Origin of the sequence: Ewingella sp. AOP9-I1-14 (assembly GCF_052375995.1) — a bacterium.
GTDB lineage: Bacteria > Pseudomonadota > Gammaproteobacteria > Enterobacterales > Enterobacteriaceae > Ewingella > Ewingella allii.
In genome coordinates, this window is sequence record NZ_JBQSVA010000014.1 from 20,939 (window position 1) to 42,724 (window position 21,786).

Here is a 21,786-nt window from a genome sequence, read left to right on the forward strand (position 1 = left end):
CATTCTCAGGCTCGATGTTCATCTACTATCGGGGGGCGTACGTTCGTTACTGCGGGCTGACGGCCTGACTGGAAGGCACCGGCCCCAGCGTATTGGAGGGCAGATTGTCGATATCCGCCTCAATCATCAGCGCGACGCGCTGGCTCAGGGTACCCATGTCGGTATCCCCCTGATAAAGCGGAAAGGCCGCAATGGTATTGTCCGGGCGTGGCGTGGCAACGTTAACCAGAAACGTGGTCGGCGTGGCGATGGGCAGACCGTTGCCAAAAAACGTCATAATCTCCCCCGCCAGCGGCTCATTTGCGCCGCGTTTACGGGGAATGAGTGCCACCGGAAAGGACGTATCGCCATAGCCGTCAAGCGTATAGGGATAAACCTTGATGCCGACTTCATCTGACCACTGCTTTAACTTCGGGTCGAATTTCGCGCTGTACGGACACCCCCGCTGCATAAATACCACGATCGCGTAATTGTTCAGGTTCACCTCACGCCCGTCGGTGAGCGTCATCATGTGCGGCGCACGGTCTGAGGGGGAGCGCGCCTGCGGTAATCCCAGGTCAGGCAGCACCGGTGACCAGTTGGTTTGTGTCTTGGACTTTTCCAGCGCCGCTATCTGGTCGGCCACGGTTGCCTGCGCGGCCAGCGGAGCCATCAGGCAAAAGAAAAGGAAATGCAGACTCAGTTTCACGATTTTGCCTCCCGGTTCTTCCTGCGCGCTTTACGGTGTGCGAGGACTTCAGACGCGATGAGCACGACCAGCGACAGGATAAGGCAGGTGAAGGTTGAAAAAGTGAGTACCTGATACGTCAGCTTAACCGAGTAGGCCAGCAACTCGCTCAGGCAGTTAGCGATGATGCCAAGCAGAAACAACACGGCCACGACGGGTAAATTATTCATGTTTTTGCTCCTGTTTCCCGCCCTGAACCACCATGCCAAAAGCCGCGACGGACATCCGGCCTTTACGTCCCACCATCAGCCAGCGCGTGGCCCCCGCCACCAGCCCTTCGGCCTGACGGATGACAAACGCCCCCGGCGAAGGCCTGGCATTAACCACGATAAAGAGAGAGAAAATAAACACCGGCCCGATAACCATGATATCGAGCACGAGCCTGACCGCAGCCCAGCCGGCTGCGGCGCCCGTTTTGAGCGCTGAAAGTTGCATGAGAAATCCTCGGTTCTGAAGAAGGGGTTAAACGGGGGGTTAGTCGGTGAGGTCTGCCGCGTAAGGCACGATACGTTCACCGACACTCAGGAAGGAGCAGAGCAAGATGAAATCGCCCGTCCCCTGCTGTGGGCAATAGTCAAAGTTCAGCATGTCGTCCATGAAGTGCGCCTGTATCGCACTTTCCAGCGCATGACAGTCCAATCCGGGGCGCGTTGAAAATGTCACAACGTCATACTCAATGCCGGTGAACGTTTCACCTTCCCTGATGCTTTCAATATTAAGAACAATGCTTTGCATAATGGGCCTCCCTTTAGAAGTTAGGTTTGAAACCCGTGGCCACGTTCAGGAAGCGCTTCGCCAGGTCATCCTGTGTCATAAAGCCATAAGCCAGCGGACGAAAGTCGCGGGAGGCCGGGTTAACCAGGAATAAAGCGGGGAAATGGCTGATGCCCATCCGGGCACTTTGCCCTGCGTCCTGGCGGCTGTCCGGCACCTGCGGGGAGATTTGACCGTCCACGCTCACCGGAATTAACGAGATATGCCGCGTGCGGGCAAAGTCAGCCACCACCCCGGCCATCTGCGCATCAATCGGATCACTGCCGCGATAGAAGTAAAACATCCCGTACTGGGCAGACAGTTCGCTGATGGCCTGTGCCTGTTTGGCCTGGTCGCTGGCTTGCTGCAGCGGTGCCGTACTGTTGTAGTGCGGGTGTTCGAGGTTGTAATCCAGATCGGGATGATCCAACTGCGCCACCGCAAACGACTGGCTGAACATCGATGCCCTGTCCGTCCAGAACTTCTGCCAGCGCAGGAAGGTGGCGGTATTTTCGCTCGACGGGTTAAGAATGGCCCGGTCCAGCGCCTCCTTCGTGTAACGCTTGAGCACTGCCGCCTGCTCTGACGGTGACAGCTTGCTAAAATCCGGCACTTGCGGGGACGGGGCCGGTTTGGGTGCCGGCGTGTCCGCCGGCTTCTTCGGTTCGTTGTACCAGTGCCAGCCGGTGAACGGATCCGCTGGTGTCACCACCGCATCAGCCGGTGTATCTGTACCGTCCGCCCACGCCGGGAGCGCGAGACTGAGCAGGCAGGCAAACCACAGTGTTTTCATCATTTCCCTCCGCCCTGCGCGTTAACCTGCGCCGCAATCCGGTCTTTCACCTGCTGAACCATCACCGACGAGTTCGGGATTTTCTGGTTGGTCATCAGGTCGCTGTAGAAATCAGCAAAGTTAATCAGGTCAAAGTTGATGGCCTGCAGCTCAGGCACGGTGATCCCCCGGCAGTTCGGTGAATCACCGCTGCCAAAACTCACACCCAGCTGATCGCGCCGCCCCTGCTCCTGAATAATGCGGGCCAGCTTGCCCCCGAACACGCAATACACCTGTTTTTTCTGAATACAAACGCCCAGCACGGCGCGGTTGCAGGCCTCACCGACGCTGACTACCACCTTTTTCGCCTTGGCCTTGCCGATGGCCATTTCATCACTGTTGCAGTTCGCCAGCCCGGCGTTGTTCCCCCAGCCGGAGTCCACACAGCAGTTGGAGAATCCCGCCATTGCCTTGCGACAGGACATCGCCTGACCGGTAAAGGCTTTGATGTTGATCTGGTCGTTGACGACATCATCACCGGCTGATGCCAGTCCCGCGAGTTTGGCCACCGCCGTGTCAAAACCGCTGTCTCCGGCGCCGTTGGTATCGTCACAGTCCCCTGACATGCACAGGTAATTGCCGCCGCAGAGTTTGCCGGTAGAGGTGTAGGTCTTCTGGCACTGATACGTGACCTGTTGGTGCGAGCATTGCCCTGCCGTTTGTTCAGTACAGTGACTTCCGACGACGGTACAGCTGGCATCAGACATTAAAGCGGCACAGTTACCGTTACTGGCCGGCGTCGTCAGATAGGTATCGGTGTACTGCCAGCAGTCGCTGTGAACGGTGTAGGTCTGTCCGTTCACGGTGGTTGTCCTGTCGCCGCCGCCCACCGTGCATTGCGTGCTGATTAACTGGCCGCCCACGCTCTGGTCATCACACGCCTGCTGAACGTTGGTCTGGGGTTGATACGTTTGTACGGTAGTGACAGCCGTCATGCTGAGCGTCAGGGACGCAGATCCGTTACTAAAACCACGAATGATGCCGTCAAGGAAAGTCGTCTGGTGATTCACTGACCCAATCGTTAAAGAAAGCGTGACCGTCTCTCCCTGATTCATGTGATAGCCCGAAACAGACAGATTCTTTTGCGTGGTTCCCGAAATCCTATCCGGTACGACCATCGCGTCCCCTAACACGCTCCAGGTGACTGTCCGGGCCAGATACCCCGACATGTTGAAGTTCGCCAGCTGAAGGTCGCCGGTAAAGGGTGCGACAAAGGTGGCATAAACCGTCAGGTTGTTGCGGTAGTAGGTGAAGTCCCCGGTATTGATTACCGCTGTCTGATTGGTTTGCGTCGTCACATACGTCCCACCTATCGTGACGGCACGGTTACAGCTTTGGGTCACCGCCACGTCTTTGTCGCAGGTGTAATTCTGGAAGGTGCTTTTACTGACGACTTTGTCCGTACACTGATCGTAGGTGCCGTTGACGACCGTGCCGGCAGTGCTCTCCGCATCCTTGCCGTTGGTAATGAACGGTGCCTTGGGGTCAATAGTCACCGCCGGATTGGTCGTGCCGGAGCTGATAACCGCCTGCCCGGCGTTGTTCTGACCGAGTTCAGTCTGTCCTTTGTCACTGATACCACCGTCCCCACCCTGCACGCCCCCGTAATACCCGCTCTGTGACGGACTGGCGGTGTACCCTGGAATAACGGTCGAGGGTGAGGTGTTTTTCATCCCCGAGGTGCCCTGACTGCTGTTAGATTTTCCGTAGCTGGAACCGGCGTTGTAGGCATCGCTGACGGCATCGGCCTGTGCCCCCTGGGCACACAGCAGCAACAGTGACAAAAGAAATCGCTTCATTATTTTCCCTCCGCCGTTTTCAGCAGCTGTGTCGCCGTGGTCGCACAGTCTCCCCGGCGCACGACTTCTTCGAGTGCCTGCTTAACCGGCAGGCTGCCGTAAAGCACGTCATAGTTGCCCTGACAGGTGACCACCAGGGCGGGCACAGCTTTGATGCCGTATTGCTGATACAGCGTCGGGTCAATCTGCACCCCCGCCTCTTTATCTTTCTTGGACAGCTCAAACATCACCGAGGCCGTTTTGCGAAAATCGTTATCCAGCAGGCCGCGCAGCGTCGCCGGTATACCAAAGCGGCGGGCATCGGCGAGCATGGGCAGTAACCCTTCTTCCGGAATGCCCAGACTCACAAAATAGAGCGCCTGCGGCGTGGGCCGGTCGGCGCTGTTCTGGTCAGCCTGGGACGCGGCGATTTCGTTTTGCAGCTGAGACACCTTATTTTGCTGTGCCGGTGGCAGGGTAATGTTCATGCCCTTCAGCTGCGCCTGGAACTGCTCAAGCTCGGTTTGCTTTTGTTTCATGTACGCCATATCACCGGCGGACACGGTGGGCTGCTCGGCTGCCTGCACGGATTGCGCGCAGAGCAGCGCGGCGCTGAGCGTCAGCGCCGTCATCAGGGGTCTGTTCATGGAAGGTCCTTACAGATAAGCGCAGTTACGCTTTCGCCACAGGAGGTAGCCGAAGTTCTTTTTGGATGTCGGGGCGTTATGTACCGAGCCCCACAGCTGCGTGGTCGTGCCAAAGGGGTGGCAGTCGCTGGCTTCGGGGTACATGTTGACCATCTGATATCGCCAGCGGGATTTCGGGATAATCGGGGACGGATACTCGTAGCACACCGCCACGTCCGCCCCGACCGTCTCCATCACGAGTCCCTCCCGGTGCAGTTTGAACGCCATCCGTTCACTGACCAGCACCGACGCCTCAAGCGGCGAAAACTCGTTGCTGGTGTAGCCCGTGAAGGGGTACATCGACCCCTGCGCTCCGGCACACCAGAACAGCGGATCCAGCGGCACACCGGCTGTGGAGGCAATCGAGTCGGCGGCGCAGGCCCCCTGTGCCAGCAGGTTAGAGAACAGGCTCACTTCCGGGTTGATGATCATCGACAGCGTGCTGTCATTCCACAGCGGGTCAACCTCGGAAAGGTAAGCAATATCCATGTCGCCGGTCTGCATGCAGCCGGTGCTGGTGATGATATTGAGCCAGTAAATCAGCGGGTATTTGTACCAGTGGACATGGTAGAACGCGCCGGGTGAAGGCTTGTCACTCTGCCCGCCCGTACCCGTACCGGTGCGTCCGAGGTCAATTTTAAACCCGCCCATATTGACCATTACGCCGGGTTCGCGCGTCACGTCCGTCAGGGCAACGGGTTCCCAAAAGCCGATGGCCAGTCCCAGGCGGTAAAAAATGCCGTAAGGACACAGCTGGATAGGCGATGCCGGATTGGGGGTGTCAGGGTGTGAACCGGAAGCCAGCTGAATGCTGCCGAGCGTCATGGGAAACAGGCATTTCCAGCACACATCACTGATAGGGTTCACCCAGCGGCCGTCTCCGGCGTTCGTACTGGCCGCCTGTGCCGGCGTGCACAGAAAGGCCGTCCAGATTAAGGTAAGGCAGAGAATGAGCTTGCGCATTCGTCCTCCGGTTCCCTGACAACCGGCATAACCTTCCAGCCCAGCCGTTCACAGCTGTCGATAAGCTGGATAAGAAACTTCGGTGCCCGCCCGGACTGCATCTGATAGTCGATATCGTCTTCAATGTCCGAACCCAGCACGGTCAGAAATTCCTGACGGGCTCTTTCGACTTCACGGGCCATTGCATCAATGGTACTGCCTGACAACAGCGGCGCTACACCCATTTCCCGGTCTGACAACGTGTAGCCCGCCCGCTGCAGACTGCGCAGAAAGGCAGAGAAAATGGCGTCAAAATAGGCTTCGTTCATCTGCGCCTGTAAGGCTTTACCCGTAATGGCGGCCGGATACCTGAACAGCTTCGATGTATTGCCTTCGGCACGGGGAGCATCGTCCTGACGGGGCATGGGTTTTCCAACAAAATCATTCTTCCCGACAGCTTTGTACCAAAAAAACAAGTAAAGGCAGAGGAGTAATAACAGCAGCCACAATATTTCGTCGCGTGTGAGTGATTCAATAAATGCAAATAATCTCATCGTTATTCAACCTTCTGATAAGGTGCGAAAGAGGCCACGTATAATCCGCGCTGACGCAATCGCCTGAGCATCCGGTGCACCTTCTGTGCACTTTCACCGGCAGCAATCTCCATCCGGATTTGGGCAATTTTCTCTTCGGGTTGGATGTGGGCGGGCAGCGTGCCAATCCAGGTGTAAAGCAGCAGGTTAGCCAGCTGTGTGAGCACGATTTCGGGCACAGAGATTTCCAGCCGGGGATTGGTACTCAGAAAAAGCCCGTGGTCTTTAAGCAGGTGCTCCAAATCGAGAGCCGCCGCCAGGTAAAGCGCCTCTTCCTGCCCGCCGATATCCGCCCCGCCTTCATGCCGACCGATGACGCACGTCAGCAACGGCTTTAGCCATGATTTAATCGGGTTCACAGTGTTGGACTTTCCATTTACACACTCCTTTCTTTAGACAGCGGCCCGTGACGCTGAAGCACTGTGCGAATATCGTGCTCATTCAGTGACGCCAGGATGAGCGAGGTGCGAAGCTCGGCACTCAGAGCCAGCAGCGTCTGCAGAGCCGCGCGGATAACCACCGATTCGGTGTAAAGCGGGTGTTCTTCGGTCATGGCCCGCAGGCCGTTTTTATCGGTGTCGCCCAGCCGCACGGTGGTGGCAAAGCGTTTTATGTTATCCGCGTCGTGATTGTCTTTAACGCAGTGATTCATTTCAGTGCCACCTCCTCGACCTTGAGCGTCCTGTCGTCGCGGCTGATACGTACCGGCGTATGCTCAAAGCCAAATTTTGTTGTCAGGGTGCCGTACTGGTCGAAGTACACCGGTTCATCCAGCGCATTGCTGCTGTCCCGGATATTGCCGTTCACCAGAATGACTTTGAAATTAACCTGCCCGGCCAGCTGCTGTTTCACCCACTTCATCTGCGCGGGGTTGTCGCCGTCAATGAAGTACAGGGTTTCGCTAAACGGCACTTTATCCAGCGGATTGACCTGGTCACCGGCACGGGCGATCACGTTACCGCGCATATCGCGGATAGTTTCACGCACGGTAAACGTCGGGTCATAGTGCAGCGTGCGGTCGGCTTTCGCCGGGGTCAGGCCCGCCACAGGATCGGGGCGAACGGCGTGGGCTTTCACCCTGGCTTCGGCTTCGCGCTGGATCCTGTCCATCTCACCGTTGTCTTTCATGCCCTGCAGGCGCTGACCGATAAAATCCAGCAAGTCAGGCTCGGCTATCGGAAACAAATGCCCCATAGTGCCGAGATCCTTTGCCCCTGCTGACAGGCTGAATAAGCCTGCCAGCAGGCAGATAACCCACCGTGATGTCATGGTGCCTCCTGCATGCGGTGGGCAATGTCCGCCTGGATCTGAGGCGTGATGTCCAGTACGGGCATCACCACCGCCGGCGGCACCAGGATCAGGTCACCGTGCGCCTGCTGCCAGTCATTCAGGCTGGCTTTAAGCGCCTGATCAAACCGGGTGGTCAACACCCGTGCGCTGTTCTCATCCAGCTGCTTTTTAGCCGACTGCTGCATAAACAGATCGATAGTGCCCTTCATGTCAAAGACCACCGTCCGGCGCTGAAATTGTTGAGCGACCAGTGCACTGATACCGGCACACACCGCGACCAGCAGCAGTGTCAGCAACAGTGCCACCGCCCCAGCCCGCACGAATTTCTTGTTGAAAAAACCGGCCTTACTGGCCGGTGTGATGCTGATGCCCTGCCTGACGTTTTGCGCATCGATATCGGTTTCATTCACGGTTGATTTCCTCGGTTTCTTTCACACTCAACCCTGCCCAAATTTCCAGCTCGCGGATCTCGTCCTGATACATGTCGGGTTCACAGGCCAGCAGGTAGGCCGCCTCTTCACTGGTGGCCCCCGCATCCTGCGCCTCGCTCATGTATTGGAAATCCTGCCCGCGCGTACTGAACATCGCCCGCGTGACCGGATCGACGAAAACGCGATGGAAGGAACTGTTTTCCCCGGTCGAAATCATCACCGAACTGAAGCCCGTTTCTTTCGCTGGCTGGAAGCCGCGAATGACCTGCGTTTCCAGCTCGGTAAACTGGTCAGGGTTGGCATTGAGGTAGGTTTTAAAGGCTTTGGCATCCTGCAACAGCGTCACCTTCGTCCCGCTACAATCCCAGGCTGCGGCCGCCGCCGGCGGTGCGGCCTGGTCTTTGGTACCGGTGAAGTCCTTAATCCCCTGCGTGATGGTGATGAAGGCCCCACGGTGACGACGCACCGTCCGGTAGCCGGTTTCGATAAAGCGTGCGGCATGCGGGTTAGAGCCGCTGAACAGACGCCAGGCTTCGTCGATAATGGCCACTTTTTTCAGGTCACGCGGCGAGTGGTACATTTTTTCCTGTATGGCCAGAATGAGCGAATACAGGATGGCGGACAGCAGGTGTGGCTGATTTTCCAGGCTCAGCAACTCCAGCACGGCAAAGCGTGTTTCGCCATCGAGCGTCGGATTGTCGGAGTTGAAGTATTCTCCGTTCGCCCCCCAGGTACACCAGCGGTCGAGCAGCAGAACCAGCTCGTTAATACGGTCACGGATGGTCGGCTGGGATTCGTAAGTGGTCGTGACTTCTTGCGAAATCATGTACGCCACCACGTCATCAATACGGGCTTTGTTGGCTTTCGCTTCCCAGGCCGCAACCACGCCTTTGAGCAGAATGGTTTCGCTGACCTTATCCAGCGGCTCGTTAGGGCTGGCCAGTACGGTCAGCAGGCCAGTGATGCCTTCTGCCGACTCTTTAATGTCCACCACGTTAGCAAAGGGGTTAAAGCGCAGGGTGGCACCGTCCAGGTATTTCCCGCCGGCTTGTTTACAGAAGTTTTTGTAGCTCGCCCCCATGTCGATAACCCAGGCGAAGCCGTGGGAGTTCAGCACCTGTCGCAGGATTTCCTGAATAAAGAAGCTTTTGCCCGCGCCGGTGGTCCCCGTCACCGCAATGTTGTAGTTGGTGCTGCCACTGGTTTCGCTGAACATATCGAAAAATGCCAGCTGGTTGCGGTAGGTCGGCAACGGGCTGCCTATCGGTGACATTTGCCGCTCAGCCACCACCGGCATCAGGTTGACGGCGTTAAAGCTTTTACAGCGCAGCGTCGAACCCATCACCACCATGTCTTCCCACAGCCCCTCCTGCATCATGAAGGGGAAGGAGCTGATCCAGTTTCGCAACTGCTGAAAGCGCGGGGCGGAGATTTCCAGATCATTTTTGCGAAAGACGTTGATGGCCGCCAGTTCACACGACTGTTGTTCGCTGGCGTCATCCGGCGTGAACAGGGTCAGGTTCAGCGAGAAATTGCACATGGCAATTTCGTTACTGGCCAGCCCCTGCCGCAGGTCTCGCCATTCCTCATACGCCCGCTGGGTGCCGGGGAAAAGCTTGGCGTAGGACGTGCCGGCTTTCTTACCCAGGTCCTGCTCTTTACGAAACGCGTCGTTCTGGCTTTTTACCTGATCTTCCACGGATACCGTCCAGCTGAGGATGAACGGACAGGGAATACCCAGATCGGGAAAACGCATGTTCTGCAGATTGTCTGACGCCTGCCAGAGCGCAAACCTCGCCGGGGCTTTAGTCAGTTGCATATTCACAATACGGGTGCTGGCGACGGCGGTATCGCGGCTGTCCCCGAGGATTCGATCCTCTGGCTGACGCGCGGTGGTCAACCGCAGATAGCCCGGACGCACTTCCATTTCGGTACTGTGATCGACGCACTGGCGGTGCAGTTCCTGGTCGGTGTTCCAGTGATCGGGACTGCGGGTCACCTGTCCCGGCCGGTAGTTAAGCTGTTCCCGCATGATCGACAGAAATTCCGGGGCACCGACGCGGCGGGTTTCCATATGGGCCGCCATCAGCGAGACGCGCAGCGTCTCCCGCAGTTGCACAACGGCGTCCATCGCCCGGATACCGCCTCGCCCTGAGCGGGCATACACCAGAAACACGCGGTAGTTACGCAGATAAAGCGGGTATTCCCGGTCATTACTGAGTCCCTTCAGGGCCGCCCGCTCCCAGTAGGCTTTGGTGATGGCATTAAGCGGTTTCGCCATGCTGCCTTTCCACATGTCCTTACTGAGACCATTGTCGAGCATCTCACCCACGCACTTGCTGGCCACCATCAGCACGGTCACCGGCGTTTTGCGGGGCATTTTTTTGCGCAACAGGTCATCGAGCGCCTGCACCACCTGCTGATTGGCCCCGGCCAGCGGAGCCACTTCCATGATGAAGCCGATGGAGCGGCTGTTGATAAAGAGTTCGGTTTTTTCATCATACATTCGGTAGGGCAACAGGCTGGTGATGGACGGATAGCTCAGGCTTTGCTGCAACATGTCGGCCGCCGTCTTTGCCCCGCCTTCATCTTTACTGCCGGCAAAAATGTTAGCCAGCTGGTCTAACCAGGAATCGCTCATGACACCCTGCCTTTTTTAATGTGTTGCAAATAACGAAGAGGATGCGGGGCCGCGTTGTTGAACATTCCCCGGGCGTCGTTGGGCATAAGGCTTCCGCGCGGTTCTGCCTGCGCAACACGGTTCAATACGGCCGGCATGTCGAATGTCTTGCCGCTCCCCGTCGTCCCGGTACTAATAACGTTCCAGGCACAGGCACCACGGGACAGCCAAAACAGGTCCATGCCTGCCGGTCGATACTGCAGGCAGCGCAGGGATGACGCCGGCACGGGCTGCGCGTCAATAAATTCGGGCGTTAAGGTCCGCTTCATTGGCCTCATTCCCCTTCACTGATCACGCGAAAATCGGCATCCCAGCGGGATTTGTTCTTCACGAACTCGACCACGGCGGGCTGATGGAAGCTGTCTTGCTCATCCACCCAGGGGGCGATCCACAGACGCTGCGTGGCATCGGGGATACGACGGGCGTCCACCTGCCCCGGACCGGCATAGTCAGTTGGCGTGATGGGACGGATTGACGACAGCGCGCTTGAACTACTGCCGGTCACCGGGATCGTTGACGCCCGCAGCATGGCGTCGTTATTGGATACTGGCGTGCCGGCTATCGGCCGGGGGGCCAGACCGGCAACGCTGATGGGGCGGTCGGGCGACACGTTCGGTTTGATGTTTGTTGTGGGAGCCAGTGACTCAGCGGCAGGCTTTGGGACGGTTTGCGCCGCCGCCGTCAGGTCGTCCAGGCTTTTGCCTTTGGCGGCCAGGTGACTGGCGTCTGACATGGACAGGCATTGATCAGTGGCTGTCTTGTTACAGTCGAAATCGGAATTCATACCGGCGCAGCCGGTCAGCATGCCGCACAGCAGCACGGCAGGAAGGACTTTGAACATGGTGTTTACTCCGGATGCGGCGATGCCGCCTTTTGTGAAAGAAAAAATGAGTGAATGGTAGGCAGTGCAGTGGGGGGAATTTCTGTGTTCTGAATTACGGGTGCGCGATTCTTAGGTTAACGGGATAGTACATATGCGGGATTTGCGGGCAGAGGGCCGAACATTTCTTCATATCGTTGCACCAGGCGGCGGAGCGTATATGCTTCTGTTTCCGTTTTCTTCAGGTTTTGACGCAAATGGTCACACTCGCTGGCTAGCCGCGACTTTTCCCTGACCGCTTTTCGGACCACCTTTTTAGCGCCTTCTGGATCAGCAAATTTCGCCAATGCATAAGCCAGCATATCCAGTTCAAAACGCAGGTCTGCCGGATGTTGCCAGAACGGCGACAACTGGTGACCCAGATACCCGCATGCGAGACAGCCACAAATATGACCGGCCTTCACCCTGACATGTCCGCGTGTGTTCACCCACAGCAGTCCCCAACGGTCGGGAAGATCATCAAGGTCGATTAATCCTTCCGGACAAATGTAATACCGGTAAGTGCCCGTTATCTCGCCTCTGCGGTGGGGTTTTGCCCGGTCAGCCAGAAAATCAGAGCGGCTGACCTTGGACTCCACCACCACCGAACCGCCGTCACCCCCCCACCGGTACGCAAAGACATCTGCTCGCTCACCACCGTATAGCCCGCCCACCTCCGTTAATGCCACCTGACAGCCGGGGCCGTTACCGCTCGCCGGACGCTTACACCACTTCGCCGCAATCGCGTTCAGTTCGTCATGGTTCATACGCCATAAACCTCGTATAACTTTGCCGCCAGTCCCCCCGTTAACACGCAGCAGGCTTCTATCAAAAAGAGTGCGTTGATATCGTCAGCGTTTAATACCGGGAGACGCCAGGCCACGATGATCCAAAAGGTAAAACCCAACAGGCCCAACACGAGGGGGAACCCGAGTGCAGTCAGAATGATTTTTCCGTTGAATGATTTTCGTCTGCCGGCGAAGAAAACACTGGCAAGGTAAATCCCCCCCAAAAGCAGCGTGCACCGCCATATGCCCCATTCTGCCCGTATATGAGCGAAATGATTGATAGCGGCCCAGCCGCCAAAATAGGCGATAAACGCCAGGGTAAGAATGGCAAAGGGCCACCGGTTGTGCTTACTCAGCAGCATCATGTTTTCCTTAAAGCGTTGAGTTAACACCTGACAAATTGAAACATGCGCCCCCACAGGGCACTCAGAAGTGAAATAACGCCGTGCGTCTCTAAAATGCCGTCTAAAAGGGAAGCGTTAAGCGCAGGTAACCTGCAGGCCACAAAGGTTAACAGCACACAATAGAGAGCCATCATCCCCCAGAGTGCGGCCATCATGCAGAGCGTATTGATGACCGAAAAATCAATCGCGCTGGCATAAATCAGAAACAGATAAAGTGCGCCGGCAATGAGGGCAAAGCGCCAATCACTCCAGTCGGCCGTTGTTGTATGGTGTAATTCGTATGCCCAGACGCCATAAAATCCGAGGGTTATCAGACAAAGGATGACATAGGGAATACGGTTGTTTTTACAATCACTCAGAAACATCATGTTCTCCTCAATAATCCGGATTGAGATTTCCCAACCCATTGGCTGGCTGCGTCGCGTTCCCGGCGTCAGCATCAGACTGGCCGTGCTCAAGCTTTTCAATGTCACTGAGCAGGGCCGACAACTCACAGGATGACGCTTTGCGCTTCCAGGCCTGGCGGTAACGCACTTTTAATGCGCCGAGCCGGATACGTTGTTCCCGATTTTTCACCACGTTTCCCCTCTTTTTATGCCGCTGCTCCCCGCCCCAACACCCGTACACGCAGCGTTTCCGGTGCCCGACGCCCGCTGACCGGCACCCGTACCACCTGATTCATCAGCGTCAGCATCAGCATGGCTCGCCTGGCTCCGTTGGGTTCGTCCCAAACGGCTTCCAGCCCTTCAAACACCCCGCTGAGCACCTCCACCCGGTCACCGTGCACCGGCATCGTCGGTGCGGGTGACAGGCAGTCATGGGTTTTCAGCCGCTCCACCACCTCATCGGGCACCACTGATGGCATGCCGCCAAAACTGATTAAGGACGACACCCCCCTTGTGCTTTTGATGGTGGTGGTGTGAATAACCTCCGGATCAAAACGCACGAAGATGTAACCGGGGAAAAGTGCCTGAGGTGACACCGTTTTAATCAGCGGGCTGCCGAGTAACATGGGGGTGATGACTTGTGCCGTATAAAGCGGCAGGAAACATGTCACCCCCTGATTGTCCAAATGCTGTTGTGCGCGTTTTTCCTGTGCATACTGCGTCTGTGCAACGTACCAGTGTTCCATATCCCTTCCCCCTGTCAGTTAATGGTATCGCCCAGCTTCAGCTGGCTCGCCTGACGCAACACTTCATCAGGATTGAGGACGGCGGCGCGGGTGACGTTATTCACCTGCGCGGAGGCATTACCGGCCACCTGCTGCACGTTGTTCTGCGCGTCACCTTTTTTGTCTTTATCCGCTTCAATGTCTTCAATGGTTTCCAGACGGAAGCCCTGCTGGAAGACCACGGTCACGCTGTTTCCCGCGCCGATATCAATCACCGGGTGATACTGCTCAGCCCGTTTTATCCAGTACTGGCTGAGCGTGTCAGCCGCCTTGCTGGCACCGCCGCCAATCCCCTGCTTAAACACGTCGCCGGCACCCACTGACGCCGTGGCACCCAGTCCGACTGACGGCGTGGCGGCTGACTTGATGCCTTCCCCGAAGCCAGAGAGCAGCCCTGCCATACCGGCGTAGCCGATGATCTGACCGTTACGCATCACCGGCTTGCCGCGAATACCCTGCTTGCCCTGATAGGCCACGTGTCCGTCAAACGGCATATCGATATGCTTGCCGTTTTTCAGGATGCAGCTGATGTTTTTGGTTCTGACCTCACCGCGTTCGCTGGAGATGTCCCCCCAGATTTCGCCGGTGACGCGGCACTGGTCCATGTTGTAGGTTTTACCGTTGGGCATAGAGACATCACCAATCAGGGTGATGACCACGGGAGAGGTGTTCTGCTGACCGGTCACGCTGGCGTTGGCATCCGCCCCTTCAATCATTACCGCTTCCGAGAAGGAGCCGGACGGTATCCACGGCAGTTTGGTTTTCCTGGCCTGCAGTGAGGTATAGCTGAAGGTTTTACTGGTCATACCCCCCAGATGGCCCGAGCCGGTGCCGGGGTAAAAACCGGCACCCTGTCCCTGACCTTGCCCCGGATAAAACTGACTGCCCTGCCCGGCACCCGGCCCACGGTGCGGGTCGGTGACGTTCCACTGCGCGGGGCTGGCCGGGCCGGTGGCAACCGGGCCGTTTGTGCCTGCACCGGGACCGTTGGCTGGCCCGGATGGCGGTGCGCTGGCCACAGGAGACGCCTGCGGCTGACTTTGCAGCTTGCTCATGGCGTCCATGATTTTAGAAAGCTGTTGCTTGAGGGCTTCGTTTTGCTGCTGCTGGTCGGTTTTGAGCTGGTTCACGCTGCTTTCCAGCGCCGAGGTTTTGTTTTGCTGCTGGGCCAGCGCCGCCGTGGCCAGGTTGTCGGTAAAGGAGCTGGTGACCACGCCGCCGGTCATATCGACAGCTTTGGGTTTGGTCGGGTTCTTCAGCGCTGTCTGATGGTGGGCATACGCCCATATTCCCCCCCCGACGCCAAGGGCCACCGCGACACACACGCCGGTTACGACCCACTGTTTGCGGCGGGTCGTGGTGTTGATGTTGCTCATACCCCGCCCTCCGTCGCCGTGGAGAAGATAACCCACACGTACCCTTCACCGCCGGCGTAGAGGTTATGGGTGGACAACATCACCGCACGGACCCCCTTCTGCCAAAACTGCTTTTCTGACAGCGAATGCGTGATATAGCCGGTGTTTTTCATGCGATAGCGCATGACCAGCAGGTGCGAGCCGACCAGCTGGCGTTCAGGTGTCAGCTGGACGCCCGGCATCGGATTGTAGGCAGGTCCGCGCGCCGCTTTGGCTTCGATATAGCTGTCAGGTACGCCGCCGTTCACCACCGTGCGGGCCACGCTCACCAGCGTTTTCTCCCACGGCTGGCTTTCCTCCCAGGCTTTTGCATCCGGGTTGGCCTTCAGCGGTACCGAGGCGGGGATAAGGTGCAGCGTATGTCCGCTGCCCGGCTTTGGCGTCACGTCCAGAGAGGCGCCGATACCGCTGGCCGTTTCCAGAAAGAGCGTGAAGTTCTGGCCGGTCAGTGGCGTGATAAGCAGTGCCCCGTCTTCGGTGTTTTCCTGGGTAAAGGCCCCGTCGGGGCCGGTAACGCGGGTGATAAGCTCACCCTCAATGACAATTTTGTTCGGGCTGGTATTGCTCAGCTGCGCTTTCAGGTGCGCATCATTTTCAAATACGGTGCCCGCCGGGCCGCTGACGTCGGCCATCGCCGCCGGTGTGAGGCAGAGGCCGGCGACGAGCGCGGCAAGAAGTCGTGCTTTCATGCGGTTATCCCTGATGCTGTTTTGACACGGGTTGAGGGGGCTGCACTTCGGGGAAGGCGGTCAGACGGATGATGCCGTCCACATATTTCACGTTGAGCCGGTAGGCTTTATGCACATCGGGGATGTCTAACTTCAGGCTGCCGTTAGAGGTGCTGGCAGAGAGCGTGCCGCTGACGATGACGTCACCGGTCGCGGGGTCGAACGCCTCATCCTCGATGCGAAACACCGTGGAAATGCCGTTCTTCTTGATGTAATCCGCCTCGACGGCCAGCGCTTTTTTCAGCTCAGAGCGAGCTTCGGGCGGTACCCAGCGCAACAGGGCGGCGTGCTGACTGTCAACGGTGTCAGGCGTCACGCTCAGGCGTAAGTTAACAAACGAGCGCACCAGCATGTTGTTCAGGTTGGCATCCCCCTGCGATGCATCGGAGGTGAATGACCGGTCAAATAACATCGGGGTGGTGATGGTTTTTTGCGTGGTCGCAAAATGCCAGGCCATTGCGCCGGTGATGCAGGTGCCCACCAGGCTCAGAGCAAGGAGCGAACCGAGTGACGCCAGAGCCAGCATCGTCACCCGGTTTCGCGTTTCTTTCACTTGGTACTTCATCGTTTCTTCCTTCGGGCAGGGAAAGGGCGCCACCCGAAAGTGGCGCATACGCTACTGCATCCAGTGACGGTTGCCTGAATCAGGCACCCGCCTGAACTGCACCCGGAAAAGTACCGTTGGCAGATACCAGTAAAGAAGGTTTAAGAGCCACCATGAGCCCTGACCTTTTTTAAGATGTCGGATAAGCAGCCAAAGGACGGCACCCACGCACAGCATCACGATAAAAATGTCGCAGAAGAACCCCGTCACCCCGCAGGCTAAAAGCACAAAGGCTTCCTCGGGTGGCAGTCCGGCAACGCGTTTTTGCTGATTGAGAGTCTCCGGGAATCGATATTTCAACGAGTCCTGGTCCATAGAAGGAATTAAGCGATGAGGGCGAAGAAAGCGCGGGTGATAAGAATAAGCATAATAAGACCGGCAAATACCATCGGGTTACGGGTTTTAATAAAACCGGTCACCGACACGATAATTTCCGCCACATATAACACCCACTCCACCGTCGAGCCGTGACCAAAAGTATCATTGGCATCCGCTTTTTGCGTAGCCATTAAATCCACAGCGTGAGCCAGGTGGGGAGAAATAACGACCGCAAGGGCCAGTGCAAAGAAAATAAGATTTCGCCGGGCGGCGGGAGACTGCGAAATAACGGGTTTAATACGGTGAGAGAAAAAAGCACTAAAGTAAAATGGGCGGTTGCCGATAATACCCCTCTGGAGATTATGTCCCCCTTCAGGCAAAGCTACCGCTACCCCTTCCGTCATAGCGGAATCGGTCATCACTGATTTCATTATGAAAAACCTCGATTTAAGTAATAAAAATGTCAGCGTGCGTAAACAGACGTAACGCCCGTCTATCTTACATTGAGTCAAAAAAAAAAAAACTGTGACACATATCACAGTTTTTTCAGTTTCTGAGATATTTCTTATCGTTCACCGGTAGTAGGCTCACACTCTCATTTCCTGTGTTATTTCAGTCAGGCACAAAAATATGAAAGTAAAAGAGAAGATATACGAACGGCGCGGCCGTCCGAGAAAATATACGATGGGCGAAGTGCGTTACCGCGTACTCTGGGCGCCTGAAAATCTGCTGCTGGAGTTGCGCATTGCCGCCCGCGTTCGCGGGGTAAGCATGAACGATGAGGTGGTGGGTCGGCTGATTCAGTCGCTGGATTTCACCCCGAAAAAACCCATTATTAAAACGGAAGAGGGAGAGCGGTTATTAGCCCTGGCCCGTTTGTTTGATGAGTTTATTCAGGCGCACCTGGATATGCTGCGGGAAAAATATGCCCAGGAAGCAACGGTGGTGGATGACAAGCGGCAGTTTGTGGCCGGTAAAATGCGCCGCTTCAGCAGCAGTTTTCCGGTGAATTTAAAAAAGGACATGGAAATCAGCGCGCGGTTTAATCAGCGCAGTATGAATCAGGAAATCGTTCAGCGCCTGTTAGGGTCACTCAATTATTTCACTGAGCAGCAGTTGCCCGAAAATGAGGAAATAAAACGACTGCGTTCGCTGGCGATGCTGTTCGATGAATTCATTGTGTCGAAGGTGGCGGTGGCGGAGAACCCGTTAACGAATAAGGAAAATAACGAATCGGGATCTTAGTTATCCTGACAAGATATGCCGGGCAACCAGCCCGGCATAAACTTCATTCTTCTGCGATAAAATGTTTTGATTCTGCCCGGTCTTCGGCGGCGCTCATGCCGGAGAGGTTTCTGTCGAGCAGTTCCTCCAGTTTTTCATTCCCGCCCTCACCGCGCAGCTGCAAATACATTTCTGACATCATGGCCATCATAATGCTGATGCCTTCACGGCTTCCGGAAACTTTCCGTATTAAATCCCGGTTAAACCCTTCCTGGTCAAAGCTATTTCCTTCTCCCTGGTGCTTTTTCACCATCAGCCCGATGTTAACCAGTTCATTGACCACGGAGGAAAAGTTCACCTCGCCGTGCGTGGCACCGTTTTGCAACTCAATCTGCACCAGTTCCAGCACTTCCCTTTCGGTTTTTTCTTTGAAATAAATATTGCGTCTGGCCATCTCTTTTTCCTGTGTGTCCGGCAGTGTTTTATTGCCGGTGATGTTCGCGTTATTTCCTGAGGTATTAGGCAACCGCATGGGTGAGATAAAGCGAAAGGTGTTATTCTGTTGGTGGCGATTATTCTGCCGAAACTCAGTGTGTGTCAATACGGCACTGCAAATTAACCTCGTCCGTTTTGGTTTGGGTGTGTTAATCCAGCACTGTGGAAGAATTTCATGTGTGACAATCAGGCACTGCATGCCGTTTTGGGGTGTGTTAATCCAGCACTACACGGTATTTTGATGTGTGTTAATCAGGCACTATGCCGTAAATAAGAGTGTGTGGATTAAGCACCACACACCATTGTGAACTATTTAATTTATTGATATTTAAAAAAACACACTATTATCACACCATACAGTGCTGGTTAGAGTGCCGAATTAACACACCATCAGGCACTGTAAACACACACAATACGGCACCTCATTAACACACCATTCAGCACTGCAAAGTGTGCTAATTAGCACACACTTTCCGGGATACTTGTAAAAATACATTAAAAATCACAGTTAACGCCATGAATTACAACAACAAAACCGCAAGATGAAATCTTGCGTGGGGTGTGATGTAAGTTGTAAGAAAAAGCGGCCTGGTGAAATATCCCTATTCTGTTGATTTATTTAATTCCGTGGTGACATCAGAAGGCGTTCGCAGAGCGCCCTGTGCGCGTCTGTAACTAATTATCTTGCATCGGGAAAGGTGAAAGCGTATTTTCGCCAGAAATCACGCCGCGCTTATCCGGCGCATTCTTGGGGAATATAAAATAATGAAATGGTATGCTCTGCTTACGCTGGCGGCGGTGTTTTCTGCCCAGGCCAGCCCGGAAATTTGTTTTAACAAGGCGGGACGCGATTACGGTATTGATCCGCTTTTACTGACCGCCATTTCAATAAAAGAGTCGCGCCTGAGAATGGACGCCATTAATGACCGTAACCGTAATAAAACAGAAGATGTCTGCGGCATGCAGGTTAACAGTTCACATTATGCGGCGCTGCGAAAATTTGATATTACCCGTGAACGGTTACTGAAAGAACCCTGTACCTGTATTTACACCGGCGCCTGGGTACTCGCGCACAATTTCCGGGCTTACGGTAAAAACTGGGACAGCGTCGGGATGTATAACACCGGTCCATCACCGAAGCTCATCGCGCAGCGACGGGCCTACGCAACCGCTATTAAAAATATATATCGCATCCTGCTGGCCACACAAATGATTCAAAATAAACAAATCGCACAGCGTGACGAAAACCCGCTTCTGGCCAGGTCAACGGCATCAGCAAATACAGAAGCAAAAAGAAACAATCATTAATGCAACCACGAGGCGTGCGTATACGTTTTCTGATTTTATGGTGCGGGAGGAGAAATAATTCGAAGGGGAGAATAATATAATGACGTCAAATATCCGGCGCTTTTCGATTGCGCCGGACAGATAAACCGCTACCATTCAAAAACATCGTACCCGTCAAGAGTATCAGCGTCCGGGTCAAAACAGATCATCCCGATTTGATGTTGTTTGCGCATACAAAACACCAACTTCCTCACGGGCTTTGAAATCCCCATTTCTTTTAATTTCAATACCGGATACCGGTATTCACGCAGCATTAAAAGATAGCCATAGCCGGTGTCAAATACCCAGGGGAATTTTTCGTTGACGTATTGCTATAAAATTTCTCCATCGCCCGGCGTTATATGTGCCGTGCTGCATGTCATGCCGTGAATCTTTTCCATACTGTTGACCTTATGCACAGGGAGAGCGAACACTCTCCCTAATGTAAATGCAAAATGTTACGCCTTCATTTTTTTAAACTGCTCGGCAATCATCCACAGCGCCCGGTTTAATTTCACGTCGCCGTCAATACCGTTAATAGCGCGCGTCGTGGTGCGCTTTCCTTTTTCGTTGCGACCGGTTAATCCCCCCCGGATCATATTTTCCTGCACCCGCTGAAAGGTCACCCACAAATCATTTTGGCGGTCTTCGGTGCGGCGCGGCATTAATACACTCGCCGGGGTAACGGGGATTTTTTTATCCTCTTCCCCGTAGCGATACATGAGCGCCGCCTGGGCAAACAGGTCTTGTTCATCCCGGTTGAGGGGGATGTCTTTCATGATGTTCATGTGCTCATCGACTTTGTCAAAGATGCCGAGCACCTCATACGCCCCCTCAATAACCTGCCCGGTCACATCGCCTTTGTGGGGGACACGCACCTCGCCAAAGTCCTCACCGCACACCATGCCGTTCGAACAAACAAAGCGGAAAATGCCGGGCAACATCTGATAACTGCTGCTGCCGTCGTGTGAATTGAGCAGGATAATTTCCGGCACTTCGCTGCCGGTAATTTGATTTTCGCGGCGCAGCCGCAGCATGTGTTTGGTGTGGCCTTTCCGGGCTTCATCCCGCACGCGGGTCTGACAGGCAAAGAACGGCTGAAAGCCTTCTTTGCGCAGGCTGTCGAGCAGCTGAATGGTCGGAATATAGGTATAACGGTCACTGCGGGAGCCGTGTTTTTCTTCTGAAAACACGCTCGGGACGACGCTGGCCAGCTCGTCATTGGTCAGCGGACGGTCGCGGCGGATCTGATTTTTGGCACCAAAGCGGGACGCTAAACGCATAATATTATCCTCGATGTTGATCATGTTGTTGGGTCAGGTGTGAGTCATGAAAAGCGCGCCGGGCAGCTGACGTTCACCGCCCGGCAAAGACGCTATTCCTCTTCAAACAGTTCATTGCGCAGGTCGCAATAGGCGTTTGCGGTGCGGACAACTTCCTCGTCCGTGAGCGTCAGGCCTTTCTTTTCCGCCGCCTGCAAAAACACCGTCTGGTCTTTTTCCGGCAGGCGTTTCAGGTGCGCGACGGCGCTGGAAATCAGGGTGTACTCGTAAATTTCGGCATGCTGGCCGCAGGTGTTGCCTGCATAAATTTCCAGCCGGGAAATCACCACGTCGGCGCGGATCACATCAAACGGATGAGACGACGAAATGTCAGTAATGAAACCGTCCCTGCGCAGCGAGGTGGTTTTCGCCCCCCATCTTTCGGAAGATTCAGGAGCGGCGGTCTTGACGTTTTGTGTG

Annotated in this window: 31 protein-coding genes and 1 pseudogene; 2 read left to right on the forward strand and 30 right to left on the reverse strand. The window is 55.5% G+C overall.

Annotation, left to right across the window (positions count from 1 at the left end):
- Positions 1–46: 46 nt before the first annotated feature.
- The 26 genes from trbB to ACT3RT_RS21840 all read right to left on the reverse strand — a co-directional run bounded on the left by trbB (position 47) and on the right by ACT3RT_RS21840 (position 17,430).
- Complete coding sequence (trbB, locus tag ACT3RT_RS21715) at positions 47–688, reverse strand: F-type conjugal transfer protein TrbB (RefSeq protein ID WP_014695893.1); 642 nt, start codon at positions 686–688, stop codon at positions 47–49.
- Complete coding sequence (locus ACT3RT_RS21720) at positions 685–897, reverse strand: hypothetical protein (RefSeq protein ID WP_014695892.1); 213 nt, start codon at positions 895–897, stop codon at positions 685–687. The genes trbB and ACT3RT_RS21720 overlap by 4 nt, the downstream gene beginning before the upstream one ends.
- The gene (locus ACT3RT_RS21725; protein WP_014695891.1) at positions 890–1,162 is read right to left on the reverse strand and encodes a hypothetical protein; all 273 of its coding nucleotides are present in this window, start codon (positions 1,160–1,162) and stop codon (positions 890–892) included. Before ACT3RT_RS21725 ends, ACT3RT_RS21720 begins: the two co-directional genes overlap by 8 nt.
- A gap of 39 nt (positions 1,163–1,201) precedes the next feature.
- Positions 1,202–1,462 (reverse strand): hypothetical protein, encoded by a 261-nt coding sequence (locus ACT3RT_RS21730; protein WP_014695890.1) that lies wholly within the window; start codon positions 1,460–1,462, stop codon positions 1,202–1,204.
- Between the two features lie 13 nt (positions 1,463–1,475).
- Positions 1,476–2,273 carry a type-F conjugative transfer system pilin assembly protein TraF gene (gene traF, locus ACT3RT_RS21735; RefSeq protein ID WP_250981471.1) on the reverse strand — a complete coding sequence of 266 codons (798 nt, stop codon included), beginning with the start codon at positions 2,271–2,273 and terminating at the stop codon, positions 1,476–1,478.
- Positions 2,273–4,111 (reverse strand): type-F conjugative transfer system mating-pair stabilization protein TraN, encoded by a 1,839-nt coding sequence (traN, locus tag ACT3RT_RS21740; protein WP_496203733.1) that lies wholly within the window; start codon positions 4,109–4,111, stop codon positions 2,273–2,275. Before traN ends, traF begins: the two co-directional genes overlap by 1 nt.
- Positions 4,111–4,737 carry a type-F conjugative transfer system pilin assembly protein TrbC gene (gene trbC, locus ACT3RT_RS21745; protein ID WP_353504316.1) on the reverse strand — a complete coding sequence of 209 codons (627 nt, stop codon included), beginning with the start codon at positions 4,735–4,737 and terminating at the stop codon, positions 4,111–4,113. Before trbC ends, traN begins: the two co-directional genes overlap by 1 nt.
- A gap of 9 nt (positions 4,738–4,746) precedes the next feature.
- Positions 4,747–5,739, reverse strand: coding sequence for a conjugal transfer pilus assembly protein TraU (gene traU / locus ACT3RT_RS21750; protein WP_112198206.1), 993 nt, complete (start codon positions 5,737–5,739; stop codon positions 4,747–4,749).
- Complete coding sequence (locus tag ACT3RT_RS21755; RefSeq protein ID WP_496203734.1) at positions 5,709–6,272, reverse strand: hypothetical protein; 564 nt, start codon at positions 6,270–6,272, stop codon at positions 5,709–5,711. Before ACT3RT_RS21755 ends, traU begins: the two co-directional genes overlap by 31 nt.
- A gap of 2 nt (positions 6,273–6,274) precedes the next feature.
- Positions 6,275–6,670, reverse strand: coding sequence for a hypothetical protein (locus tag ACT3RT_RS21760; protein WP_496203735.1), 396 nt, complete (start codon positions 6,668–6,670; stop codon positions 6,275–6,277).
- A gap of 17 nt (positions 6,671–6,687) precedes the next feature.
- Positions 6,688–6,963, reverse strand: a complete 276-nt coding sequence (locus tag ACT3RT_RS21765; RefSeq protein WP_014695883.1) for a hypothetical protein — start codon at positions 6,961–6,963, stop codon at positions 6,688–6,690.
- On the reverse strand, positions 6,960–7,580 hold the full coding sequence (gene traW / locus ACT3RT_RS21770) for a type-F conjugative transfer system protein TraW (RefSeq protein WP_496203736.1): 621 nt from the start codon (positions 7,578–7,580) through the stop codon (positions 6,960–6,962). The genes ACT3RT_RS21765 and traW overlap by 4 nt, the downstream gene beginning before the upstream one ends.
- Positions 7,577–8,011, reverse strand: a complete 435-nt coding sequence (gene trbI / locus ACT3RT_RS21775; protein ID WP_496203737.1) for a type-F conjugative transfer system protein TrbI — start codon at positions 8,009–8,011, stop codon at positions 7,577–7,579. The genes traW and trbI overlap by 4 nt, the downstream gene beginning before the upstream one ends.
- On the reverse strand, positions 8,004–10,673 hold the full coding sequence (traC, locus tag ACT3RT_RS21780; RefSeq protein WP_496203738.1) for a type IV secretion system protein TraC: 2,670 nt from the start codon (positions 10,671–10,673) through the stop codon (positions 8,004–8,006). The genes trbI and traC overlap by 8 nt, the downstream gene beginning before the upstream one ends.
- Positions 10,670–10,981 (reverse strand): hypothetical protein, encoded by a 312-nt coding sequence (locus tag ACT3RT_RS21785; RefSeq protein WP_496203739.1) that lies wholly within the window; start codon positions 10,979–10,981, stop codon positions 10,670–10,672. Before ACT3RT_RS21785 ends, traC begins: the two co-directional genes overlap by 4 nt.
- A 5-nt stretch (positions 10,982–10,986) precedes the next feature.
- Positions 10,987–11,553 carry a type IV conjugative transfer system lipoprotein TraV gene (gene traV, locus ACT3RT_RS21790; protein WP_496203740.1) on the reverse strand — a complete coding sequence of 189 codons (567 nt, stop codon included), beginning with the start codon at positions 11,551–11,553 and terminating at the stop codon, positions 10,987–10,989.
- A 116-nt stretch (positions 11,554–11,669) separates the two neighbouring features.
- The gene (locus ACT3RT_RS21795) at positions 11,670–12,338 is read right to left on the reverse strand and encodes an adenylosuccinate synthase (RefSeq protein ID WP_496203741.1); all 669 of its coding nucleotides are present in this window, start codon (positions 12,336–12,338) and stop codon (positions 11,670–11,672) included.
- Positions 12,335–12,724, reverse strand: a complete 390-nt coding sequence (locus tag ACT3RT_RS21800) for a hypothetical protein (RefSeq protein WP_496203742.1) — start codon at positions 12,722–12,724, stop codon at positions 12,335–12,337. The genes ACT3RT_RS21795 and ACT3RT_RS21800 overlap by 4 nt, the downstream gene beginning before the upstream one ends.
- Before the next feature lie 20 nt (positions 12,725–12,744).
- Complete coding sequence (locus ACT3RT_RS21805; RefSeq protein WP_496203743.1) at positions 12,745–13,131, reverse strand: hypothetical protein; 387 nt, start codon at positions 13,129–13,131, stop codon at positions 12,745–12,747.
- A 7-nt stretch (positions 13,132–13,138) separates the two neighbouring features.
- Positions 13,139–13,339, reverse strand: coding sequence for a hypothetical protein (locus ACT3RT_RS21810; RefSeq protein WP_496203744.1), 201 nt, complete (start codon positions 13,337–13,339; stop codon positions 13,139–13,141).
- A 16-nt stretch (positions 13,340–13,355) separates the two neighbouring features.
- Complete coding sequence (gene rfaH, locus ACT3RT_RS21815) at positions 13,356–13,895, reverse strand: transcription/translation regulatory transformer protein RfaH (RefSeq protein WP_213053029.1); 540 nt, start codon at positions 13,893–13,895, stop codon at positions 13,356–13,358.
- Positions 13,896–13,909: 14 nt separating this feature from the next.
- Entirely contained in the window at positions 13,910–15,310 is a 1,401-nt protein-coding gene (traB, locus tag ACT3RT_RS21820) for an F-type conjugal transfer pilus assembly protein TraB (RefSeq protein ID WP_496203745.1), read from the reverse strand.
- Positions 15,307–16,038: an F-type conjugal transfer protein TraK gene (gene traK / locus ACT3RT_RS21825; RefSeq protein ID WP_496203746.1), complete on the reverse strand. Its 732-nt coding sequence runs from the start codon at positions 16,036–16,038 to the stop codon at positions 15,307–15,309. Before traK ends, traB begins: the two co-directional genes overlap by 4 nt.
- Before the next feature lie 4 nt (positions 16,039–16,042).
- The gene (locus tag ACT3RT_RS21830) at positions 16,043–16,642 is read right to left on the reverse strand and encodes a TraE/TraK family type IV conjugative transfer system protein (protein WP_014695872.1); all 600 of its coding nucleotides are present in this window, start codon (positions 16,640–16,642) and stop codon (positions 16,043–16,045) included.
- Between the two features lie 51 nt (positions 16,643–16,693).
- Positions 16,694–16,996 carry a type IV conjugative transfer system protein TraL gene (gene traL, locus ACT3RT_RS21835; protein ID WP_037035618.1) on the reverse strand — a complete coding sequence of 101 codons (303 nt, stop codon included), beginning with the start codon at positions 16,994–16,996 and terminating at the stop codon, positions 16,694–16,696.
- Between the two features lie 8 nt (positions 16,997–17,004).
- Positions 17,005–17,430: a type IV conjugative transfer system pilin TraA gene (locus tag ACT3RT_RS21840; protein ID WP_496203747.1), complete on the reverse strand. Its 426-nt coding sequence runs from the start codon at positions 17,428–17,430 to the stop codon at positions 17,005–17,007.
- Between the two features lie 199 nt (positions 17,431–17,629).
- On the opposite strand from ACT3RT_RS21840, the gene ACT3RT_RS21845 reads away from it, so the two are divergent.
- On the forward strand, positions 17,630–18,244 hold the full coding sequence (locus tag ACT3RT_RS21845) for an Arc family DNA-binding protein (RefSeq protein ID WP_200227453.1): 615 nt from the start codon (positions 17,630–17,632) through the stop codon (positions 18,242–18,244).
- A gap of 43 nt (positions 18,245–18,287) precedes the next feature.
- Here the strand turns inward: ACT3RT_RS21845 and ACT3RT_RS21850 are convergent, their stop codons facing one another.
- Positions 18,288–18,677, reverse strand: a complete 390-nt coding sequence (locus ACT3RT_RS21850) for a relaxosome protein TraM (protein ID WP_496203748.1) — start codon at positions 18,675–18,677, stop codon at positions 18,288–18,290.
- A gap of 806 nt (positions 18,678–19,483) precedes the next feature.
- On the opposite strand from ACT3RT_RS21850, the gene ACT3RT_RS21855 reads away from it, so the two are divergent.
- Positions 19,484–20,026 (forward strand): lytic transglycosylase domain-containing protein, encoded by a 543-nt coding sequence (locus ACT3RT_RS21855; RefSeq protein ID WP_496201058.1) that lies wholly within the window; start codon positions 19,484–19,486, stop codon positions 20,024–20,026.
- A 128-nt stretch (positions 20,027–20,154) separates the two neighbouring features.
- On the opposite strand, the pseudogene ACT3RT_RS21860 reads toward ACT3RT_RS21855, so the two are convergent.
- The 3 genes and pseudogenes from ACT3RT_RS21860 to ACT3RT_RS21870 all read right to left on the reverse strand — a co-directional run.
- A pseudogene (locus ACT3RT_RS21860) lies at positions 20,155–20,349 on the reverse strand (DUF5983 family protein); the annotation flags it as partial.
- 153 nt (positions 20,350–20,502) lie between these two features.
- Positions 20,503–21,327: a DUF932 domain-containing protein gene (locus ACT3RT_RS21865; RefSeq protein ID WP_496203750.1), complete on the reverse strand. Its 825-nt coding sequence runs from the start codon at positions 21,325–21,327 to the stop codon at positions 20,503–20,505.
- Positions 21,328–21,419: 92 nt separating this feature from the next.
- Positions 21,420–21,786 (reverse strand): hypothetical protein (locus ACT3RT_RS21870; RefSeq protein ID WP_496203749.1); only part of this gene is annotated, 367 nt, incomplete at its 5' end.

Excerpts from the sequence above, each read along its gene's own strand:
- ACT3RT_RS21830 (WP_014695872.1), bottom strand. The coding sequence starts at position 16,642 with ATGAAGTACCAAGTGAAAGAAACGCGAAACCGGGTGACGATGCTGGCT.
- ACT3RT_RS21755 (WP_496203734.1), bottom strand. The coding sequence starts at position 6,272 with ATGAGATTATTTGCATTTATTGAATCACTCACACGCGACGAAATATTG.
- ACT3RT_RS21865 (WP_496203750.1), bottom strand. The coding sequence starts at position 21,327 with ATGCGTTTAGCGTCCCGCTTTGGTGCCAAAAATCAGATCCGCCGCGAC.
- rfaH (WP_213053029.1), bottom strand. The coding sequence starts at position 13,895 with ATGGAACACTGGTACGTTGCACAGACGCAGTATGCACAGGAAAAACGC.
- traN (WP_496203733.1), bottom strand. The coding sequence starts at position 4,111 with ATGAAGCGATTTCTTTTGTCACTGTTGCTGCTGTGTGCCCAGGGGGCA.
- ACT3RT_RS21855 (WP_496201058.1), top strand. The coding sequence starts at position 19,484 with ATGAAATGGTATGCTCTGCTTACGCTGGCGGCGGTGTTTTCTGCCCAG.
- traV (WP_496203740.1), bottom strand. The coding sequence starts at position 11,553 with ATGTTCAAAGTCCTTCCTGCCGTGCTGCTGTGCGGCATGCTGACCGGC.
- ACT3RT_RS21850 (WP_496203748.1), bottom strand. The coding sequence starts at position 18,677 with ATGGCCAGACGCAATATTTATTTCAAAGAAAAAACCGAAAGGGAAGTG.
- ACT3RT_RS21730 (WP_014695890.1), bottom strand. The coding sequence starts at position 1,462 with ATGCAAAGCATTGTTCTTAATATTGAAAGCATCAGGGAAGGTGAAACG.
- ACT3RT_RS21840 (WP_496203747.1), bottom strand. The coding sequence starts at position 17,430 with ATGAAATCAGTGATGACCGATTCCGCTATGACGGAAGGGGTAGCGGTA.
- ACT3RT_RS21805 (WP_496203743.1), bottom strand. The coding sequence starts at position 13,131 with ATGATGTTTCTGAGTGATTGTAAAAACAACCGTATTCCCTATGTCATC.
- traB (WP_496203745.1), bottom strand. The coding sequence starts at position 15,310 with ATGAGCAACATCAACACCACGACCCGCCGCAAACAGTGGGTCGTAACC.
- ACT3RT_RS21720 (WP_014695892.1), bottom strand. The coding sequence starts at position 897 with ATGAATAATTTACCCGTCGTGGCCGTGTTGTTTCTGCTTGGCATCATC.
- ACT3RT_RS21795 (WP_496203741.1), bottom strand. The coding sequence starts at position 12,338 with ATGAACCATGACGAACTGAACGCGATTGCGGCGAAGTGGTGTAAGCGT.
- ACT3RT_RS21800 (WP_496203742.1), bottom strand. The coding sequence starts at position 12,724 with ATGATGCTGCTGAGTAAGCACAACCGGTGGCCCTTTGCCATTCTTACC.
- trbC (WP_353504316.1), bottom strand. The coding sequence starts at position 4,737 with ATGAACAGACCCCTGATGACGGCGCTGACGCTCAGCGCCGCGCTGCTC.
- traF (WP_250981471.1), bottom strand. The coding sequence starts at position 2,273 with ATGAAAACACTGTGGTTTGCCTGCCTGCTCAGTCTCGCGCTCCCGGCG.
- ACT3RT_RS21765 (WP_014695883.1), bottom strand. The coding sequence starts at position 6,963 with ATGAATCACTGCGTTAAAGACAATCACGACGCGGATAACATAAAACGC.
- ACT3RT_RS21725 (WP_014695891.1), bottom strand. The coding sequence starts at position 1,162 with ATGCAACTTTCAGCGCTCAAAACGGGCGCCGCAGCCGGCTGGGCTGCG.
- ACT3RT_RS21845 (WP_200227453.1), top strand. The coding sequence starts at position 17,630 with ATGAAAGTAAAAGAGAAGATATACGAACGGCGCGGCCGTCCGAGAAAA.
- traU (WP_112198206.1), bottom strand. The coding sequence starts at position 5,739 with ATGCGCAAGCTCATTCTCTGCCTTACCTTAATCTGGACGGCCTTTCTG.
- traW (WP_496203736.1), bottom strand. The coding sequence starts at position 7,580 with ATGACATCACGGTGGGTTATCTGCCTGCTGGCAGGCTTATTCAGCCTG.
- traC (WP_496203738.1), bottom strand. The coding sequence starts at position 10,673 with ATGAGCGATTCCTGGTTAGACCAGCTGGCTAACATTTTTGCCGGCAGT.
- traK (WP_496203746.1), bottom strand. The coding sequence starts at position 16,038 with ATGAAAGCACGACTTCTTGCCGCGCTCGTCGCCGGCCTCTGCCTCACA.
- ACT3RT_RS21785 (WP_496203739.1), bottom strand. The coding sequence starts at position 10,981 with ATGAAGCGGACCTTAACGCCCGAATTTATTGACGCGCAGCCCGTGCCG.
- traL (WP_037035618.1), bottom strand. The coding sequence starts at position 16,996 with ATGGACCAGGACTCGTTGAAATATCGATTCCCGGAGACTCTCAATCAG.